This window comes from Alkalihalobacillus deserti, assembly GCF_020734105.1.
GTDB lineage: Bacteria > Bacillota > Bacilli > Bacillales > Bacillaceae_D > Halalkalibacter > Halalkalibacter deserti.
On record NZ_JAJAFR010000002.1, the window covers coordinates 114990 to 134473 of the forward strand.

Genomic DNA, 19484 nt, shown 5'->3' on the forward strand with positions numbered 1-19484 from the left:
GATGCTCCTTTTTGAAATCATTTTTTCTTATTCTTGTTCATTTCGTTTCAAAACATACAAAAAAATTTAATCTTTTTACATAGGTCAGGCACTCCCTTACCTTTAGTTGAATACTGTTGTAAGGATAAAAAGTCAATAAGAGGAGGACGAGTTTTTGCAAATTCATGTTGTCGCACAAGGGGAATCGCTATGGGGGATCGCTCAAACTTATGGAGTTCCTTATCAAGGCATTATTGAGGCTAATCAGTTGCCTAATCCTGATCAACTAGTCGTTGGGCAGGCAATTGTTATTCCAATAGCAGGCCGATTACACTGGCTTGCTCAAGGAGAAAATTTACGTCAGGTGAGCGAGAGGTATCAAGTACCAATTCAAGACATACTAGAAGTGAATCAAATTCAATCATTAAATAACCTTCCCAAAGGATCTAAACTGTATATTCCCAATCATTTCTATAGACAGAAACCATCGATAGATGTTGGAGCCTATGTCGATTTAAAAATCACCGGCGAAGATTCACCGCAATATGTGAATCAGGTAGGAGAGTTTTTAACCTATTTACAAATATTCAGTTATGAACTAAATGCCGATGGGACGTTAACACAGATTAATGATCAGGCCATTATTAATGCCGCTTATGCAGATCGTGTCGTTCCACTGATGGTTATCACTAATCTTGTGGAAGGGGCTTTTGATACGGAGCTCGTTACAACGGTTCTTCAAAACGTGGAGTTGCAAAATCGCTTACTCGATGAAGCATTGGCGATTATGGAGGAAAAAGGGTATTTGGGTCTTGATTTTGATCTTGAATATTTAGGTGCCGAAAATCGAGAGGCTTATATCGAATTAATGAGAAGAGCGCGCGAAAAAGTAGATGAAAGAGGATACTTTCTTTCAAGTGCTTTAGCGCCAAAAGTGGAACCAGGAATGACTGGAGTATTGTATGAAGGGCATGATTACGCAGCTCATGGAGAAATTGCGGATTTTGTGTTTTTAATGACTTACGAATGGGGCTGGACGGGTGGTCCTCCAATGGCAGTAGCCCCTATTAACCAGGTGAGGCGAGTAATTGAATATGCAGCTTCTGTCATGCCGAATGACAAGATCATGATGGGAATTCCTTTATATGGATATGATTGGACGTTGCCGTTTGTAGAAGGAGAAACAAGAGCTAAAGCGATTGATCATCAGGAAGCCATTCGCTTAGCGGCATCTAATAATGCCGCGATTGAGTATGATGAAAGTGCTCAATCACCATATTTTAATTATATAGATGAAGCCGGTCTAGAGCACGAAGTATGGTTTGAAGATGCAAGAAGTATTCAAGCCAAATTTGATCTTGTTAAGGAGTTTGGTTTGCGCGGATTTTATTACTGGGTATTAGGATGGGAATTTCCTCAAAATTGGCTGCTTGTTGATGCCAATTTTAATGTGAATAAACGTGTTTAGAAAAAGGTCTTAAAAGAGAGGTGATCCTTTGGGGCACCTCTGTTTGTAAAAGTAATAGAAATTAATTCGATTTATTTATGTTAACTCGATTGATATTTTAAGTTTACAAAAAAGAGGTGGGTGCAATGGCTCTAAGCTTAAAAGAACTTGACGCAGATTCCATTCCTGTGAACTTCTTACATGTCATTGAAGGCACTCCGTTAGAAGGTGTAAATGATTTACATCCTCTTTATTGTTTAAAAGTTCTGGCGATGTTCCATTTCGTTAATCGATCTAAGGAAATTCGTATTTCTAGAGGAAGAAGTCAATCTTCGCTCATTACAGCCGTTAGGGCTTTATGCTGCTAATTCCATTTTTGTTGGCGATTATTTAACGTCAGAGGTCAAGAGGAAACAGTAGACCATAAGATGTTGATGAGTTTTGAAGTAGAAACGGTAGAAGAAATGAGACAAAATTTAACTAAAAATCATTAATTACTCTTCATTTAGGATTAAATAGACAGGGTTTATCTGTTCTTATTAACGAATAAATCTAATCCATTATTCCCCTATCGTAAAATTTATCAAATAAGGAACTAGGTATTAAGTAGGGGTAACCTGTTATCGTTAGTTGGGAAACAGGATAATCGAACGAATATTCGCAATATTAATGAAACAAGTATAGAAGACATGGTACAATCATATTGACATATATTCCAAATTTATCCTTGTGTGTACATGATATTTGTTCTTTGAAAATAGTTTGCAAAGACAAAGAGAAGAACGAAAAAAATCATCTTGAGTTTACACCATCCTTAAGCGATCATCTATGAAAAAATAGTCTTACCAGTTGTTGAACGCTGTGTAAGGCTTTTTTTAAAATAGGAGGTGATAGTAGTGTTGGAGTGGCTAGAGTGGTTCCTACAACTATTAGTGCTTGTTACCACGGTCTTCTCTACCATCACACTAGGCTTAAAAAATATAAAAGAACTCAGAAAAAAATCCAAAAAGAAAAGACGACTCCCATAGGAATCGTCGCTAACAAAAAAATGCCTACGAATAAAGTATAATACGTTTCCGGTAAATGATGCGAAAAAAGTTAAAAGTCATGCAAATTTATTTTCATTCATGTCCTCAAGGAAATGGAATATATGTCATCCATTTTAACTTAAGGGGGAATCACATTGAGTAAAGTAAGCCTTATACCTTACACCATTCAATCTGTCGTAAAAGAGACAAAGGTCGTTCCACCAGGTATTGAATTAATTGAAGCCCCAACGATTTGGGAACAAGGATACTCGGGTAATGGAATGGTTATTGCCGTTCTTGACACTGGCTGTGATTCCGACCACTTTGAATTAAAAGATCGAATTATTGATGGCTACAACTTTACATCTGATGACAACAGTGACCCCACCATTTTTGAGGATTACAATGGGCATGGCACACATGTATGTGGCACGATAGCGGCTACACAAAATGATGTTGGTGTCATCGGAGTTGCCCCAAAAGCTAAATTACTAGTCTTGAAAGTTCTAGGCGGACAAGGATATGGAGATACAAAGTGGGTAACAGAAGGTGTCCGGTATGCAATTAAATGGAGAGGACCAAATGGTGAAAGAGTGAGGGTGATTTCTATGTCACTAGGAGGCAAAGAAAAAGATATAACACTTCATAAAGCGGTACAGGAAGCAGTTCAAAACGATGTACTTGTTGTTTGTGCTGCTGGTAATGAGGGTGATGGTAATGATGAAACCGATGAGTTTGCTTATCCTGGATCTTTACCTGAAGTGGTCCAAGTCGGTTCCGTCAATTTACAAGGGGAAATTTCAAGGTTTAGTAACACGAATTGTCATATCGATCTCGTTGCCCCAGGTGAAGAAGTTCTTTCGACCTACTTGAATAATGAGTTTGCAGTGTTATCTGGAACATCGATGGCTGCACCTCATGTTTCAGGAGCGGTTGCCCTCATCATTGAACAGGGTGAGAAGGAGTTTGAGCGTCCATTTACTGAAGCTGAAATTTGGGCCCAACTGATTAAAAGAACCGTTTCTTTGAATTACAGTAGACGGTCTCAAGGGAATGGACTAATAAAACTAGCAACGGGTTTAATAACGCGAGCGGATGATGATAAGGTGTCTACGACCATTTAGGTTCAATTAACATGAGAAAGACCAAATCATAATGATTTGGTCTTTTGTACTTTATCATTATCTTTCGCAATAGAATGATATATGATTAGACGGTTTGTATTTTTTTATGTTTAAAATTAAAAGTCCACTATAAATTGTGAAAATGTTCGCGCAAGTTAAAAAACTATGATACCTTATTTTAGAGTAAGGGGGAATGAATGTGATTAAAAAATGGTGGAAAGAAGCAGTGGCTTATCAAATTTACCCACGTAGTTTTATGGATTCAAACGCAGATGGAATTGGTGATATTCAAGGGATTATTTCGAAATTGGATTATTTAAGTGAATTAGGGATTAATGTGGTCTGGATTTGCCCGATTTTCTCTTCGCCTAATGATGATAACGGTTACGATATTAGTGATTATAAAGGAATCATGGAAGATTTCGGGACGATGGCTGATTTTGATCAACTCTTAAAGGAAGTGCACAATCGTGACATGAAACTTATACTAGATCTAGTCATAAATCATACATCTGACGAACATCCGTGGTTCATTGAATCACGTTCATCAAGGGAGAATCCTTACAGAGATTATTATATTTGGCAAGATGGGAAGAATGGGCAAGAACCGAATAACTGGGAATCCATCTTTGGAGGATCGGCATGGGAATATGATAAGAAAACTAAACAATATTTTATGCACGTATTCTCACGTAAACAACCTGATTTAAATTGGGAAAATCCAGATGTTAGAAAAGACCTCTATGAAATGGTTAACTGGTGGCTCGATAAAGGTATTGATGGTTTTCGCGTAGACGCAATTTCTCATATTAAAAAGTTAGCAGGTTATCCAGATTTACCGAATCCCAAGAGGAAGAAGTATGTAGCTTCTCTAGATGGGCATATGAATCAAGAGGGGATTCAAATATTTCTCGACGAGCTAAGGCGTGAAACATTTGATAAATACGATATTATGACAGTCGGCGAAGCTAACGGAGTTAAGGTGGAACACGCTGAGGATTGGGTTGGTGAGAAAAAAGGCTGTTTCAATATGATTTTTCAATTTGAACATTTAGATCTTTGGGGAAAGAGTACAGATGGAGGTTTAGATCTTGACGCACTTAAACAAACATTAACGAGATGGCAGGAGGGGCTTGATGGCATTGGATGGAACGCTTTATTCCTAGAGAATCATGACCAACCACGTTCTGTCTCCACTTGGGGAGATGATAAGGAATACCGTAAGCAATCTGCCAAAGCGTTTGCCACAATGTATTTTCTCATGCAAGGAACGCCATTTATTTATCAAGGTCAAGAAATTGGCATGACAAATGTCCAATTCCCATCTATTGAAGATTACAATGATGTTGCCATAAAAAATTTATATCGAAATGAAATTGAAAATGGAACACCATATGATAAGATCATGAAGATTATTTGGAAAAATGGACGGGATAATTCGCGAACTCCTATGCAATGGAGTGACCTAGATCATGCAGGGTTTACAACGGGAACACCATGGTTAAAAATCAATCCTAATTTTAATGAAATTAATGTTAAACAATCGATTCAAGATCCGAACTCGATCTATCATTATTATAAAAAATTGATTCAGCTTAGAAAAAAACAACCTGCGTTAATTTACGGAAGCTATGAACTGATTTTGAAAGATCACACTGAAATCTATGCTTATACGAGAACGTATAATGATGAGAAGATCTTAATTATAACGAACTTATTTGCGCGAAAGGCAAACTTTATCATACCAACAGATTTAATAGTACTGCCTAAAACATTACTTTTAAATAATTATGAAGTTGATCTAGAGGAAGAAAGTAATCAATTTGTTTTAAATCCATATGAAGCTAGAGTGTATAAATTATCTTGAGTGTTTGTAGCTAAGTGAAACAATATTAGATGGCAAGCCAGTAAAAAAACAGTTGGTCTTTTAGGGGCTGATTGTTTTTTGGTTATCTAAAGATTGCGAAGATGTTTATTTATCTGTCATTCTTTTAGTATATAATAAGAAATGTTGACGGGATTATACTAATAGATGAATATGAATATATAGCTATAATTCCAACAAATAACCTTTTATGATTTTCTATCATCCTTTGAAGAATTAATCATCTGCCGAATTATCGAGAAAACACCCCTGACTTGGAACAGTTACCCTACCCTTGATTTATGCTAAAATCATCGTCAGGGATAGATTGAACTTTAAGTAATTCGTTGGGAATAAACAATTTTTTTCAGGAGGAGACCATGCCAACATTACGAGCAATAACAGGAATATGGAAAAAACATGAGGAAACTAGTGAACAACCGAATTTACCCGGTCTTAAGACGCGCTATTATAAAAAAAGTAGAGAAGTGATGATTGAGAATGTAACGAAAATAGTAAAAGGCAATAAATATCCTAATTGGCAAGTCACTCACGTAGATAATGAACGTGGAGAAATTTCGTTAAAAAAGCAGGGTGTTGGATCTTCAATCATGGTGGTGACCGTTTTTAAGATAAACCCTATTAAATCGGCGGTTGATGTGTATTGTGCGAATCAAGGGGCATTGGGTGATTTTGGCAGCAGCTATAGATCGATATTAGCCTTTTTAAAAGCGCTTGACGCAGAGGTAGCACCTGAAGGTTGAAGGTTAGAGTAGGATGGCATGGGTTTGATACTCATGCTTTTTTTTGTGGTCAAAATAGTGCACCTTTTTAGTCAATCTAGTTAGTATTCAATATGTAACCGTTCACTTTATAATGTACATATGAAAGCGATTACAATTAGGTGGTGAGATAAAAGTGAATACAGCTGTAGATACAAAAAGTGTGAAAGCGGATACAGATGTGAAAAGTAAGACAAAAAGTAATACGAAGATGAAGAAGTTTTTATCTTACGCTGCGTTCGTTGGACCAGCACTTATATTTTTCATCGTCATTCAAATTATTCCTTTTTTTATGGGTGCTTATTACTCCTTTACATCTTGGAATGGAATTAGTTCTGCTACGGAATGGGTAGGATTTGAAAATTATAAACGAATCTTCACAAATGATGGGAGGTTCGTTGATTCTTTCCTTTTTACAACAAAGTTCATGTTTGCTGCAGTTGTTATAAGTAACATTATTGGTTTTTCTTTCGCATTACTATTAAACTCTGCATTGAAAACGAGAAACATTTTAAGGACTGCCTTTTTTATACCAAATGTTATCGGTGGTTTATTACTAGGATTTATCTGGCAGTTTATTTTTGTAAGGGGATTTGCAGCAATTGGAGAATTTACAAATCTCTCTTTCTTTCAACAGGCTTGGTTAGGCGATGCACAAACAGCCTTTTGGGGAATTGTAATTGTGTTCGCTTGGCAGATCAGTGGATACATGATGGTCATTTATATTGCTGCCCTGCAAGGTGTGGATACATCATTGCTAGAAGCAGCAAAAATTGATGGTGCTAATGCATTTACTTCATTAACAAAGATCATTATCCCATTAATTTTACCAGCCTTTACGATTTGTTTCTTCCTAACAATCTCAATGGCCTTCAAAATTTTTGATTTGAACCTGTCGTTAACCGGTGGAGGACCATTTAACTCAACCCAATCGGTAGCCATTAATATTTATCAAGAAGCGTTTACAAACAACAATTATGGCTTAGGGTCAGCTAAATCGATTCTTTTCTTCGTGATTGTTGCCATTATTACAACTTTACAAGTGATGATTACTAAGAAGAAGGAGGTTGAGGCGTAATGAATAAAAAATACACGAAAGGGACATTCATTTTAGAAATCTTTGCGATTCTTTTAGCTCTCATCTTCTTAGTTCCTTTTTATTTCGTTATCGCGAATTCTTTAAAAGGGTTCTCTGAAATACTACTAGATGCTGCGGCGTTACCGACTGAATGGTTATTTTCTAACTATGTGAAGGTGTGGCAAATTCTTGATTTTCCAAGAGCATTTTGGAACTCGCTTGTTATTACAGTCCTAAGTAATATTGGTCTAGTCATCATTAGTTCGATGGCAGCGTGGAAAATGGTTCGTACTCCTGGAAAGTTCAGTAAAATGTTGTTTGTATTCTTTGTTGCAGCAATGGTTATTCCTTTTCAAACGGTAATGATACCTTTAGTGAAATTAGGAGGAATGCTTGGAATCATGAACAGTATTCCTGGAATTATCATCATGTATTTTGGTTTTGGTGTTCCGTTATCCTTGTTCCTTTATCACGGTTTTGTTAAGACTGTACCGGTTGAAGTGGAGGAATCAGCGCGAATTGATGGGTGTACACAATTTGGTGTGTTCTGGAGAATTGTATTCCCGCTCTTAAAACCAATTACTGTAACCGTTGTGATCTTGAACACTTTATGGATTTGGAATGATTACTTGTTACCACTTCTAGTGTTACAAGATGCATCGTTACGTACGATTCCATTAGCAACTAGTTCTTTCTTTGCTCAATATACAAAGCAATGGGATATGGGTCTTGCTGCTCTTGTGCTAGGGATTATACCCGTAGTTATTTTCTTCTTATTCTTACAGAAACATATTATTAAAGGGATTGCTTCAGGGTCAATCAAATAAGTTGGGTTTAATTTTTTGTAGCTAATGCTGCAAAAATCAATATAGCAAGTACAAAAATTGGTAGATTTTGGGAGGTTAATTACATGAAACGATTATTATTTCTATGTTTAACAATGTTGTTGGTTATTGGAATTAGTGCAGGATGTTCGTCAAATGATGATAGCAGCTCATCAGGTGATTCAAGTGCAGGCGGTAGTGACACAGACTCAGTAACACTTAATATGTTCCAATTTAAAGTTGAAATTGATGAACAATTGCAAGAGATGCTTAAAGAATTCGAAGCTGAGCATCCAAACATCAAAGTCAACCTTGAAACAGTTGGTGGTGGTGCTGACTATAAATCTGCATTAAAAGCTAAATTCGCTTCTGGTGAAAAACCTGATATTTTTAACAACGGTGGGTTTAATGAATTAGAACTTTGGAAAGAGCATTTAGCAAATCTTTCAGAAGAACCTTGGGTGGAACATCTACTACCTATTGGAAAAGTTCCTATGACAGATGAGGATGGTAAGTTATATGGAATGCCAGTTAACCTTGAAGGATATGGCTTTATTTATAACAAAGATTTATTTGAACAGGCCGGAATTACCGAAGCACCAACTACACTATCTGAGCTAATGGCTGTAGCAAAAGAGTTAGAAGAAAACGGAATTACAGCGTTTTCGGCTGGTTATGCAGAAGGTTGGGTAATTGGGCAGCATTTATTAAATATTGCTTTTGCTCAGCAGAATGATCCTGAAGCATTCATAACATCTTTAACTGAAGGAACAGAGTCGTTTATAGGCAACCCACATTTTGAAGATTTTAAAGAATTGATCGACACGGAGATTAATTTTGGAAATGCGAATCCATTAACAACTGATTATAATACACAAGTAACATTATTTGCTTCAGGAGAAACAGCTATGCTTCAACAAGGTAACTGGACTGAAAATATGATCTATCAGATTAACCCAGAAATGAATATGGCTTTCTTACCTATTCCTCTTAATGATGAGGCAAGTGCGAATAGCCTACCTGTAGGCGTTCCGAATAACTGGGCTATTAGTAAAGAGTCAGAGCATCTTGAGGAAGCTAAGTTACTTCTTGATTGGATGGTATCTTCAGAAACAGGTAAACGTTATATGACTGAAGAGTTTGGGTTCATACCGGCATTTGACAATATTGAGCCTGCTGGCCTTGGAGCTTTAGGCGAATCAATATTAGCGTATTCTAAAGACGAAAAGACAATTCCTTGGACATGGTTCATGTGGCCGGATGGAGCAAGAGACGACTTTGCGGCAGCGATTCAAGAATATATTGCAGGACAAATTGAGTATGATCAAGTGTTAGAAAAATTTCAACGAACATGGGATAACTTAAAGTAATAACTCCATATTTTAGTAAGTAGAAAGCATGTCTATACGTAGATGTGCTTTCGGGCTTATACTTTACTGTATGGTTCCGTTCAAAAAGATTCTTTTCATAACCTCTTGAACGAAATCGTATACAGGAAGATGGGGAGGAACTTCGTTGTTAAGAACAAGCATAAGAAATAAACTAATTGTCCTACTATTATTAATAACGATTATCCCTTTTGGTAGTTCCATCATTGTAACGTATTTATATACGAAAGAATCATTAAAGGATCAATCGATACAAGAAAATATCAACTTACTATACCAAGGAAAAGTAAACATTGAGAGTTATTTAAAAGAATTAAACAATTATACTTTCTCTTTTTATAATAATCCAGATTTCATGAACTACTTAAGAATGAACGAAATAGGTGATTATGTTTCAAGAGGCGTTGTTCATAATGTTTTACAATCGCTTTTGTATAGTGATGAAAGTATTAATAAAGTGGCTATGTCGATTGAGAAACATGAAGAAATGTTGACGGTTTCAAGACGGTCTTCTATTGTTTATTCACAGCTAATCGATCCTACAGACATTGAGTATTATATAGAGGCAAGGGAAAATGCTGCTAACCTGTATATTGAACCTTTAAATGAGTTAAATCGATTTACAATCCATCGAGCATTTAAGGATGTTCCTGCTAATCATGTTCTTGCCTATGTTTCTTTAGAGATTAAACCAGACAAAATTAATCAATTAAGTAAGTATCTGTATCATGAAGGGACTGAAGAATTTTACATTCTTACTCAAGAAGGACATTTGATTTATAGTTCAGAATTGATTTCTAATGTTGATAAGGAACTTGATTGGAAGGAAACGTTATTAAATTCCTCTGAATCAAATGGTACTGTGGTTTGGAAGGATGCTACTTTCGATGGCGTTATGGTCTATGATACGATTTCCGATTCTACGGGTAGTTGGGTTTTAGTGAAAAGAATTCCTAATACGACTTTATATGAAAGTGCATATGGTGTAGCAATCATTAATATATTCTTTGGCGTAATTGGACTATCACTTGTGATTTTAGCAACTTTGTTCGTTTCGTTTAAAATCACATCTCCGATAAGAATCCTATTACAAAATATTAAGCAAGTAGAAAAAGGAAATATGCAAGTGCAATTTCAAACTCTTGGAAAAGATGAAATAGGAATCCTTGGAGATCGATTTAAGACAATGATTGAAAAGATCAATCACCTGATTAATAGAGAATACAAACTTGAGCTAGAAAATAAAACGAATCAACTAAAAGTACTACATTCGCAAGTGAATCCGCATTTCTTATATAATACATTGCAATCAATAGGAACATTGGCTTTAAAAAGTAAGGTGCCAGAAATTTATTCATCGCTTACCGATCTCTCGCAAATAATGAGATATAGCATGAATATGGAAGAAGATATTGTTTCACTAGACAAGGAAATCAATTACACAAAAGCTTATATGTTATTACAAAAACAAAGGTTTGGTGATGATTTAGAGTATCAGTTAGAAATTGATGAAGAGACGCTTAACATCAAAGTACCTAAGATGATCTTGCAACCTATTATTGAAAATTACTTTAAGCATGGTTTTGATGTACGTGATCATATAGGGAAATTGACTGTGAAATGCAAGAAGAAGGATCAATTTTTGTTTATCTCTATAAGTGACAACGGAAGCGGAGTACCAGAAGAACGACTTAAAGAAATTAGACAACATTTAAATGAAGAAACAAACCAGAGTTTAGGTGGAGACAGCATAGGATTAAAAAATATCTATGAGCGTTTAAAGCTTTATTATTGCGAAGATCTTTCATTTAAACTAAAAAATCGTGATTCAGGAGGTTTCCTTATCACAATCAGGTTACCGATAGAGATGGAGGTTTTTACATGAAGGCCATAATAGTTGATGATGAAAAGCATGTCCGTGAGGGGCTTCTATTGTTAGCAGATTGGGAAACCTTCGGGATCGAAATGATTTTAGAAGCGGCTGATGGTAATCAGGCAATGAAGCTGATTTCAGAACATCAACCAGAAATTATTTTTACGGATATGAGTATGCCGAGGTGTGATGGAATAGATCTACTAAGATGGATAAATGACAATAAAGCATCAGCTAAAACCATTGTTGTAAGTGGTTATGATGATTTTAAGTATACTAGAAATGCCATTATGTATGGGAGTTTTGACTATATTTTAAAGCCAATAAATCCAACTGAGTTAAACGAAACGTTATCACGGGCTGTTGCCGAGTGGGGAAAACAAAATAGTGTTAGATTAACTAATTTGGAAAATAACCGAGCTGTTTTCGACCATCTACTTTCAAATAGCTTATCTCAATCTAGTCTACCGGAACAAGTCGCCTTGCAATTGAATGTTGTCGGTTGTCAACAATATACGGTTGCCGTTATTCCAATGGCAGTGTTGATTCATAAGGCATTTAAGGGAAATTCTGAGGAAGCATTCAAGAAGGTTATAGAAACCTGCAACCATTATCTTTCTAAAGAAAATACGGGAGTGGCATTCCAAAACATGAGCAAGGAAGAAGAAATTGTTTTGTTGTTTTGGGGGATTCATGATGTGAGGAAAATCGTCAATGAAGTTCTTCTCGAGATTAAAAGAGAAACTGAAATTTATTGTCCGATTGTAGCGGGGAATTCCTCAGATCAGCTAATGGTTGCTTATGAGTTGGCTAATAACAAACTTGCTAAATTAAATCTACTTACTTTAACGGATCGAGCTAATGAGGATGGCGACTACGATTTAGTATATCTTCTTGATTATTCGGAAAAAGTTAAATGGTCGATTCATAGTGGTAGTATTGACCAAATTGATCATATTTTAGATGAAATCTTTGTCACCATCGAGGACCGAGGCTATTTTACTATGGGTCAGTTAGAAGTATGGGAGGAGCAATTTTCTATATTAAAAGAACATTGGTTAAAGGAATATGAAATCAATTATATGAATTCAATCTATAAAGGGATTCATTATTGGGATCAAGGAGGTCGTTTTTCTTTTTCACTTTTTAAAGAAGAAAAGAAAAAAGAGTTTTACGAACTCATGGAGTTGGTGTACGACTGCAAATATTCAACAAAGAAGAATACGGTTCAAATGATTGAGGAATATATTAGAAATAATTATCAAAAAGATATTAAATTACAAGACATAGCAGATCGATTCTTTTTAAGTAGAGAGTATATCTCAAGGAAATTCAAACAGGAATATCAAGAGACTATTACGGATTATGTAACGAAAATAAGATTGGAAAAAGCTAAAGAATTATTAGGAAATCCATTCTTGAAAATTTATGAAATTGCAGAAACTGTTGGCTATCAGAATGATAAATATTTCATTAAAGTATTCAAGAAACGTGAAGGCCAGACACCTAAGGAATACCGGCTTTCTTTACAAAGCCAATAGTTGTAGAATTCAACTTTATAAAGGGTTTTCAATTATTAATTTGTCAAACGCAACAAGACAAAGAGAAAGAGCTTAGCTTTTTAAAACTACTACAAACGAAGCTGGTAGACGGTTTAATCTTTACTTCTATTGAAAGTGAATGGGAGACGATTGCTTCCTATAAAGAGTGCGATCCTATTGTTTTATGTAATGAATATAGATCGGAGGCTACATTCCGGGTTGTAAGACTTGACCAGGTTAAGGGGAGTTATTTAGGCACACTTCACCTTATTGAAAAAGGGCATCAAAAAATAGCTTACTGTGGTGGAACTGCGAGTGAACTTGGAATGGATAGCGAAAAAGGATTTAGGAAAGCAATCGATGAATTTAATCTTCAGGTAAAAGAAAAATGGATTTTTCGTGATCCTTATAGTATTGAATGCGGTAAAAGGGTTTTAAGAGAGATCAGAGCAATGGAAGACCGACCAACTGCCATTTTCACAGGTAGTGACGAAATTTGCTGCTGGAATCATTAAGGAAGCTAAAAATCTAGGTCTAAACATTCCTAAAGACATCGCAGTAATTGGTTTTGATGATCAGCCGATTGCTGAATTAATAGAACCAGCATTGACAACGATAAAGCAACCTACTAAAGAGATGGGACAAAAAACAATGGAAGTTATGCTTTCCATGTTAATTAATCAAGCGAGCTCAACCGAACAACAAGTGATCGAATTACCGATACATGTAATTAGCCGAGAATCTGTTTAATCAATTTTTATGGGAACGATTTCATACTTCTGAGAACGATCCCAGAAATAGATGAAAATCATATAACTTATAGGGGGAACAAGCATGTTAAACGTTACAGTATGGAATGAAAACCGTCATGAGCAAAAGAATCCAGTCGTACGAGATATTTATCCAGAGGGAATACACGGAGCAATTGCTAGCTTCTTAAAAGCAGAACAAATCGATGTGAAAACGGCCACACTTGATGAGCCTGAACATGGACTAACGGCAGAAGTGTTGAATAATACGGATGTCTTAATCTGGTGGGGGCATCTTGCACACGAAGAAGTAGACGGTGCCATTGTAGAAAAAGTAAAGAATAGAGTATTAGAAGGAATGGGTCTGATTGTTCTTCATTCCGGACACTTTTCTAAAATTTTTAAAACGTTAATGGGAACTAGTTGTGACTTGAAGTGGCGTGAGGCAGATGATAAGGAACGTCTTTGGGTCATTGACCCTAGTCATCCAATTGTTGAAGGAATTGGTGAATACATTGAACTTGAAAAAGAAGAAATGTATGGAGAACATTTTGATATTCCGGCACCTGACCAACTAATTTTGATGAGTTGGTTTGAGGGTGGAGAAGTGTTCAGAAGTGGTTGTACTTATCAACGTGGAAATGGAAAGATTTTTTATTTCCGTCCTGGACATGAGACCTACCCAACGTATCACAATAAAGAAATTCAACAAGTAATCAAAAATGCAGTTCAGTGGGCAAAGCCTACCAATCGTTCGTACCCTGTTTATGGAAATGCTAAGCCACTTGAGGAGATTAAGGCGAAATAGAGATTATCCCAAAAATGTTTTTTTATTTTGAGCCTTTAAGAACCTCTCTCCTAATGCGGAGTTGCAATGGCTTCACTCACTGCGCGTCTATCCGAGAAAACCACTCGGATCGACTTAAAACATTGCAGTGGCTTCGCTCATTGCTCCGAGCTTGTTCAAAAAGGGAAGACCGCCCTTTTTGAACAAGCTCTTGAATAATCGTGCGGGATAAAATTTTATGAATTAGAAAGTCACTTTTAAAATCGTACTAATAACTAGGGGGAATTCAGTATGCGAAAATTAAAAATAGCTGTTATCGGTTGTGGGAGCATCGCCAAGCATCGTCACTTACCAGAGTATGCTAATAATAAAGAAGTAGAAATTGTTGCTGTTTGCGATATTGTGGAAGAACGCGTAAATGAATTTGCAGAACTATATCAAGCAACAGCTTATACTAGTTATGAAGATTTACTCGCTAATCCTAATATTGATGCAGTAAGCGTTTGTACACCAAACTACTTACATGCACCGATTTCAATTGCAGCCTTACTAGCTGGCAAACATGTTCTTTGTGAAAAGCCAATGGCAACATCACGTTCTGATGCAGAGGAAATGATAAAGGCAGCACAAGAAAACGACAAAAAACTAATGATCGCTCATAATCAACGTTTCGTCCCATCTCATCAAAAAGCGAGACAATTAATTGAAGATGGAGAAGTTGGAAAGATATACAGCTTCCGTACAGCGTTTGGACATGGTGGTCCAGAAGGATGGAGTGCGGATGGAGAAAACAGTTGGTTCTTTAAAAAAGAAGAAGCATTTATCGGGGCAATGGGAGATCTTGGGGTTCATAAAACAGATTTATTAAGATTCATCCTAGGAGAAGAATTTGTTGAAGTCGGTGCTTTTATTGAAACGACTGCAAAGGTTAATGCTAGTGTGGATGATACCGCAGTATGTGTACTGAAAACAGAAACAGGTATTATCGGAACACTGGCTGCTAGCTGGTCTTATGTTTCAAAAGAAGATAATTCAACACTTATTTACGGAGAAAATGCGATCCTTCGCTTAGAAGATGACCCAGTAAATTCTCTAGTTGTTCAATATAAGAGCGGAGAAGTTGTTAAATATGAGCTTGGTGGAATTCAAACAAATGTATCTGGTGGTCAAACAAACACTCAAGTCATCGATCAGTTTGTAAATGCAATTATTCAAAATGTGGAACCAGCTGTTTCGGGAGAAGATGGGATGAAATCTCTACAAGTAGTTTTATCTGCTCTTGAATCAAACGATACGAAACGTATGGTTCGTATTAGTGAAGGAGAATGATATGGAAAAAATAAGAATGGGAATCATTGGTGCTGGAGGAATTGCTCAAGATCGCCATATTCCAGCTTATATCCAATTAACTGACTCTGTCATTCTTGAAGCAGTATGTGATGTGAATATGGAGACGGCAAAGGCAGTTGCCTACAAATTTGCCATTAACAAAGTGTACACGGAATACGAGGAACTATTAAATGAGGTTGATGCGGTAACCATTTGTACTCCAAATAAATTCCATGCTGAAATGACAATTACAGCTTTAAAAGCTGGTGTTCATGTATTCTGTGAGAAACCGATGGCAATGAACACAGAAGAGTGTGAAGCGATGATAGAAGCAGCAGAACAGTCGGGTAAAGTGTTAGCGATCGGTTATCATTATCGTTTTATGAAAGATTCCCGTGCTGCCAAAAAGGTGATAGTTGAGAACGAAATTGGCGAACCAATTGTAGCTAGAGCACAGGCATTAAGAAGAAGAAAAGTACCAGGTTGGGGCGTTTTCACAAACAAAGACCTTCAAGGTGGTGGAAGTCTTATAGATTGGGGCTGTCATTTCTTAGATTTGTCGTTATGGTTACTTGGAAGTCCAAAGCCTGTTGAGGTGATGGGAAAAACGTATAACCACTTAAGTAAAATGGCCAATCAAATCAATCAATGGGGCGAATTTAACCATGAGACATTTGAAGTAGATGATCACGTTACGGCTTATATCACCTTTGAAAATGGGGAATCGATGTTGTTCGAAACGTCTTGGGCAGCAAATATCAAAGAGGATGTTGAGAGCGTAAGTATTTCCGGATTAACCGGAGGAATTGATTTGTTTCCACTTGAGCTTAATCAAGCAAAACATGGCATGCTAATGAACAGTCAGGCAAATTGGATTCCAGGTGAAGAAAATCCTGGCCTCCATCAGGTTAGAAATTTTATTGAATCGTGTTTAGGTAAAGATGAGCTTGTCGTTAAACCAGAAGAAGCCTTACAAGTTTCGAAAATTATTGATGCGATTTACTTAAGTAGTGAAACAGGTCAGAGTATAAAGTTAACATAGAGGAGGTTGAATATGAAGTTAGGCGTGTTTACTGTATTATTTTCAGAAAAAAATCTAGATGAGATGCTAGATTATGTCAAACAATCAGGTGTTAAGGCAGTTGAAATTGGAACAGGGGGTTACCCTGGAAATGCTCATTGTGACATTGATGTTCTGCTAGAAAGTGAAAAAAAGCGTAAGGAGTACTTAGAGAAAGTAACGTCTCGAGGACTAGAAATAAGTGCCTTCAGTTGTCATGGTAACCCAATTTCTCCAGATCAATCGTTTGCTGAACAATCACATGAAGCGTTAGTAAAAACAATAAAATTAGCGAGCTTAATGGATGTACCTGTCGTGAATTGTTTTTCAGGAACAGCAGGGGATCATGAGGGGGCAAAGTATCCGAATTGGCCCGTCACACCTTGGCCGACTGAATACGGTGACATCTTAAAATGGCAATGGGAAGAAAAGTTAATACCTTACTGGAAGGAATGGGGCCAATTTGCCAAGGAACATAATGTGAAAATTGGCTTAGAGCTTCATGGTGGTTTCTTAGTTCACACCCCTTATACACTTCTTAAATTAAGGGAAGAAACATGTGATGCTATTGGTGCGAATCTTGATCCAAGCCATTTATGGTGGCAAGGAATTGATCCTGTAGCAGCAATTAAAATTCTAGGAAAAGCCAATGCGATCCACCATTTTCATGCAAAGGATACGTATATTGATCAAGACAACGTGAATATGTATGGATTGATTGACATGCAGCCTTATGGGGAAGTGCAAACAAGAGCATGGACGTTCCGTTCAGTTGGGTGTGGACATAGCGTCAAAGAGTGGTCCGATATGATTAGTGCATTACGGACGTTTGGTTATGATTATGTGGTAAGTATTGAACACGAAGATCCAATCATGTCGATTGAAGAAGGGTTTGCTAGAGCGGTTAAAAACTTGAATTCAATCTTAATAGAAGAAAAACCTTCGGATATGTGGTGGGTTTGATTTAACGATATCTTTTTCTATGAGGTAGTTTAAAACGTATATTAACGATATCGAGAATATCCTAGGACATAACTATGTGGTTAACGGGTTCGCACTAGGAAGCAAAAACTATATAACAGTATTTATTTTAAGACCAAATCTTACAAGATTTGGTCTCTTTCTTTCCCCCTTTATATCAAAGCTTTTTATCACTTAATGACTAATAGCACTAAAAGGGACATGTGAATTTGTAAAAATGACGATAATTGGTCTGGTTAGCTACGATGTTTAATTTTTAATAGCTTTATTAGTGGATGTTATGCTAGAAATCTAGTAGAAGCGAAGAGTATTTTGTGTAAGCGGACTCTCGTTCTGTTATTTAAATTAAAATGTTATTTCTAGAAGGTTAGCGGACTCAGGATTCGTTATTCTCTATACTGACACTTAATTTATGATGATTTTTAATGAATAGCGGATCCTGTGTCCTATAACATAATGAAAGTGGAAGATTTCAAGGAAATAACGGATCCTCTGTCCGTTTCACAGCAGGAAAAAGGCAAACAGTAAGAAATCAATTCATGAATGATCTGTAATCTGATCAAGTTGATAAATTATAAGGCTATGATATATAGTAAAAGCACAAATGGGATAGCTATCTTTCTGCCATTATAAATAATGTAAGACTCTCTTCCGTGGTACTTGTTAACGGGTGTTATGATGAGAGTAGGAAGATGTCAAATCTTTATTGGGGGATTTATATGGTTAAATCAGTAGACAGGGCGTTACAGCTTATTCAGTTAGTTAGTCAGAATAAAGAAGGGCGTGGAGTGACTGAACTAGCTTCACATCTAGAGTTAAATAAAAGTTCTATTTTCAAATTATTAAGTACGCTTGTAAGCCACGGATATATTGAACAGGACCAGGTAACGAAAAAGTACCGTCTCGGGTATAAATATTTAGAGCTTAGTTCCATTTTGCTTGAATCAATCGATCTGCGTGCGGAAGCGAAACCTTATTTAGAAGAACTAGAAACGCTAACGAATGAAGTCATCCATCTGGTTGTTTATGACCAAGGGGAAGTGATTTATATTGAAAAGCTAGAAGGAAGTGAGACTTTACGAACTCATTCTAAAGTGGGAAGAAGGGCTCCGATGCATTGTACCAGTGTTGGTAAAGTTATACTCTCTCATTTGCCAGAGTATGAAGTATTAGCCATCATTGATAAATATGGATTACCAAGGCATACAGAAAATACGATAACAGATAAAGAACAGTTCTTATTAGAATTACATAAAATCAAACAACAAGGTTATGGAGTAGAAAGGGAAGAGAATGAGACTGGTATTACCTGCATGGCTACACCGATTTTTGATAATAGAGGGAAGATTGCGGCTGCAGTTAGTATTTCTGGACCTTCAACCAGGTTGACGAATGAACGAATTGAGAGTTTGAGTTCAGTTATTATTGGAGTAGGGAGTAAAATATCTCGCCGGCTTGGCTATTTTTAAACAGGCTAGATTATATATTAGCTTGTTTTTTCGTTTGAGTATGGTCTTTGTAATGAAAGCAGTTGACACAAGAAACAAATTAAAAGAAAGTTAAGAAAATTATTGAAATGAGAAGGTCTTCATGTTACTCTTTATTTAAATAAGGAAACACAGTTTCTTAATAGGCAACAACTTGTTGTTT

Annotated in this window: 16 protein-coding genes and 1 pseudogene; all 17 read left to right on the forward strand. The window is 36.4% G+C overall.

Annotated features, from left to right (window positions below; all coding sequences use genetic code 11):
• Nucleotides 1-154 precede the first annotated feature (154 nt).
• The 17 genes and pseudogenes from LDX58_RS04150 (at nt 155) to LDX58_RS04225 (ending at nt 19303) form a co-directional block, all read left to right on the forward strand.
• Nucleotides 155-1447: a glycosyl hydrolase family 18 protein gene (locus LDX58_RS04150; protein ID WP_227935595.1), complete on the forward strand. Its 1293-nt coding sequence runs from the start codon at nt 155-157 to the stop codon at nt 1445-1447.
• Between the two features lie 125 nt (nt 1448-1572).
• Nucleotides 1573-1920: pseudogene (locus tag LDX58_RS04155) on the forward strand (biotin synthase BioB); the annotation flags it as partial.
• Nucleotides 1921-2609: 689 nt separating this feature from the next.
• On the forward strand, nt 2610-3578 hold the full coding sequence (locus LDX58_RS04160) for a S8 family peptidase (protein ID WP_265416563.1): 969 nt from the start codon (nt 2610-2612) through the stop codon (nt 3576-3578).
• Between the two features lie 199 nt (nt 3579-3777).
• Complete coding sequence (locus tag LDX58_RS04165) at nt 3778-5445, forward strand: glycoside hydrolase family 13 protein (protein ID WP_227935596.1); 1668 nt, start codon at nt 3778-3780, stop codon at nt 5443-5445.
• 377 nt (nt 5446-5822) lie between these two features.
• On the forward strand, nt 5823-6206 hold the full coding sequence (locus LDX58_RS04170) for a hypothetical protein (RefSeq protein ID WP_227935597.1): 384 nt from the start codon (nt 5823-5825) through the stop codon (nt 6204-6206).
• Nucleotides 6207-6435: 229 nt separating this feature from the next.
• Nucleotides 6436-7302, forward strand: coding sequence for a carbohydrate ABC transporter permease (locus tag LDX58_RS04175; protein WP_227935979.1), 867 nt, complete (start codon nt 6436-6438; stop codon nt 7300-7302).
• On the forward strand, nt 7302-8129 hold the full coding sequence (locus tag LDX58_RS04180; RefSeq protein ID WP_227935598.1) for a carbohydrate ABC transporter permease: 828 nt from the start codon (nt 7302-7304) through the stop codon (nt 8127-8129). Before LDX58_RS04175 ends, LDX58_RS04180 begins: the two co-directional genes overlap by 1 nt.
• A gap of 83 nt (nt 8130-8212) precedes the next feature.
• Nucleotides 8213-9496, forward strand: coding sequence for an ABC transporter substrate-binding protein (locus tag LDX58_RS04185; protein WP_227935599.1), 1284 nt, complete (start codon nt 8213-8215; stop codon nt 9494-9496).
• Between the two features lie 145 nt (nt 9497-9641).
• Nucleotides 9642-11399 carry a sensor histidine kinase gene (locus LDX58_RS04190; protein WP_227935600.1) on the forward strand — a complete coding sequence of 586 codons (1758 nt, stop codon included), beginning with the start codon at nt 9642-9644 and terminating at the stop codon, nt 11397-11399.
• Nucleotides 11396-12928: a response regulator transcription factor gene (locus LDX58_RS04195; protein WP_227935601.1), complete on the forward strand. Its 1533-nt coding sequence runs from the start codon at nt 11396-11398 to the stop codon at nt 12926-12928. The genes LDX58_RS04190 and LDX58_RS04195 overlap by 4 nt, the downstream gene beginning before the upstream one ends.
• Before the next feature lie 38 nt (nt 12929-12966).
• Nucleotides 12967-13443, forward strand: coding sequence for a substrate-binding domain-containing protein (locus LDX58_RS25825; RefSeq protein WP_308017462.1), 477 nt, complete (start codon nt 12967-12969; stop codon nt 13441-13443).
• Entirely contained in the window at nt 13415-13678 is a 264-nt protein-coding gene (locus LDX58_RS25830; protein WP_308017450.1) for a substrate-binding domain-containing protein, read from the forward strand. The genes LDX58_RS25825 and LDX58_RS25830 overlap by 29 nt, the downstream gene beginning before the upstream one ends.
• 84 nt (nt 13679-13762) lie before the next feature.
• Complete coding sequence (locus tag LDX58_RS04205) at nt 13763-14485, forward strand: ThuA domain-containing protein (protein ID WP_227935602.1); 723 nt, start codon at nt 13763-13765, stop codon at nt 14483-14485.
• 270 nt (nt 14486-14755) lie between these two features.
• A complete protein-coding gene (locus LDX58_RS04210; RefSeq protein ID WP_227935603.1) occupies nt 14756-15793 on the forward strand; it encodes a Gfo/Idh/MocA family protein in 1038 nt (345 codons plus the stop codon).
• 1 nt (nt 15794) lies between these two features.
• Nucleotides 15795-16835, forward strand: a complete 1041-nt coding sequence (locus LDX58_RS04215; protein WP_227935604.1) for a Gfo/Idh/MocA family protein — start codon at nt 15795-15797, stop codon at nt 16833-16835.
• A gap of 12 nt (nt 16836-16847) precedes the next feature.
• On the forward strand, nt 16848-17816 hold the full coding sequence (locus LDX58_RS04220) for a sugar phosphate isomerase/epimerase family protein (RefSeq protein ID WP_227935605.1): 969 nt from the start codon (nt 16848-16850) through the stop codon (nt 17814-17816).
• 737 nt (nt 17817-18553) lie between these two features.
• Nucleotides 18554-19303, forward strand: coding sequence for an IclR family transcriptional regulator (locus LDX58_RS04225; RefSeq protein ID WP_227935606.1), 750 nt, complete (start codon nt 18554-18556; stop codon nt 19301-19303).
• Nucleotides 19304-19484: the final 181 nt, after the last annotated feature.

Bases quoted from the DNA above. Each gene is read 5' to 3' on its own strand.
- LDX58_RS04170 (WP_227935597.1), top strand. From the start codon at position 5,823: ATGCCAACATTACGAGCAATAACAGGAATATGGAAAAAACATGAGGAA.
- LDX58_RS04175 (WP_227935979.1), top strand. From the start codon at position 6,436: ATGAAGAAGTTTTTATCTTACGCTGCGTTCGTTGGACCAGCACTTATA.
- LDX58_RS04180 (WP_227935598.1), top strand. From the start codon at position 7,302: ATGAATAAAAAATACACGAAAGGGACATTCATTTTAGAAATCTTTGCG.
- LDX58_RS04185 (WP_227935599.1), top strand. From the start codon at position 8,213: ATGAAACGATTATTATTTCTATGTTTAACAATGTTGTTGGTTATTGGA.
- LDX58_RS04195 (WP_227935601.1), top strand. From the start codon at position 11,396: ATGAAGGCCATAATAGTTGATGATGAAAAGCATGTCCGTGAGGGGCTT.
- LDX58_RS04205 (WP_227935602.1), top strand. From the start codon at position 13,763: ATGTTAAACGTTACAGTATGGAATGAAAACCGTCATGAGCAAAAGAAT.
- LDX58_RS04210 (WP_227935603.1), top strand. From the start codon at position 14,756: ATGCGAAAATTAAAAATAGCTGTTATCGGTTGTGGGAGCATCGCCAAG.
- LDX58_RS04215 (WP_227935604.1), top strand. From the start codon at position 15,795: ATGGAAAAAATAAGAATGGGAATCATTGGTGCTGGAGGAATTGCTCAA.
- LDX58_RS04220 (WP_227935605.1), top strand. From the start codon at position 16,848: ATGAAGTTAGGCGTGTTTACTGTATTATTTTCAGAAAAAAATCTAGAT.
- LDX58_RS04225 (WP_227935606.1), top strand. From the start codon at position 18,554: ATGGTTAAATCAGTAGACAGGGCGTTACAGCTTATTCAGTTAGTTAGT.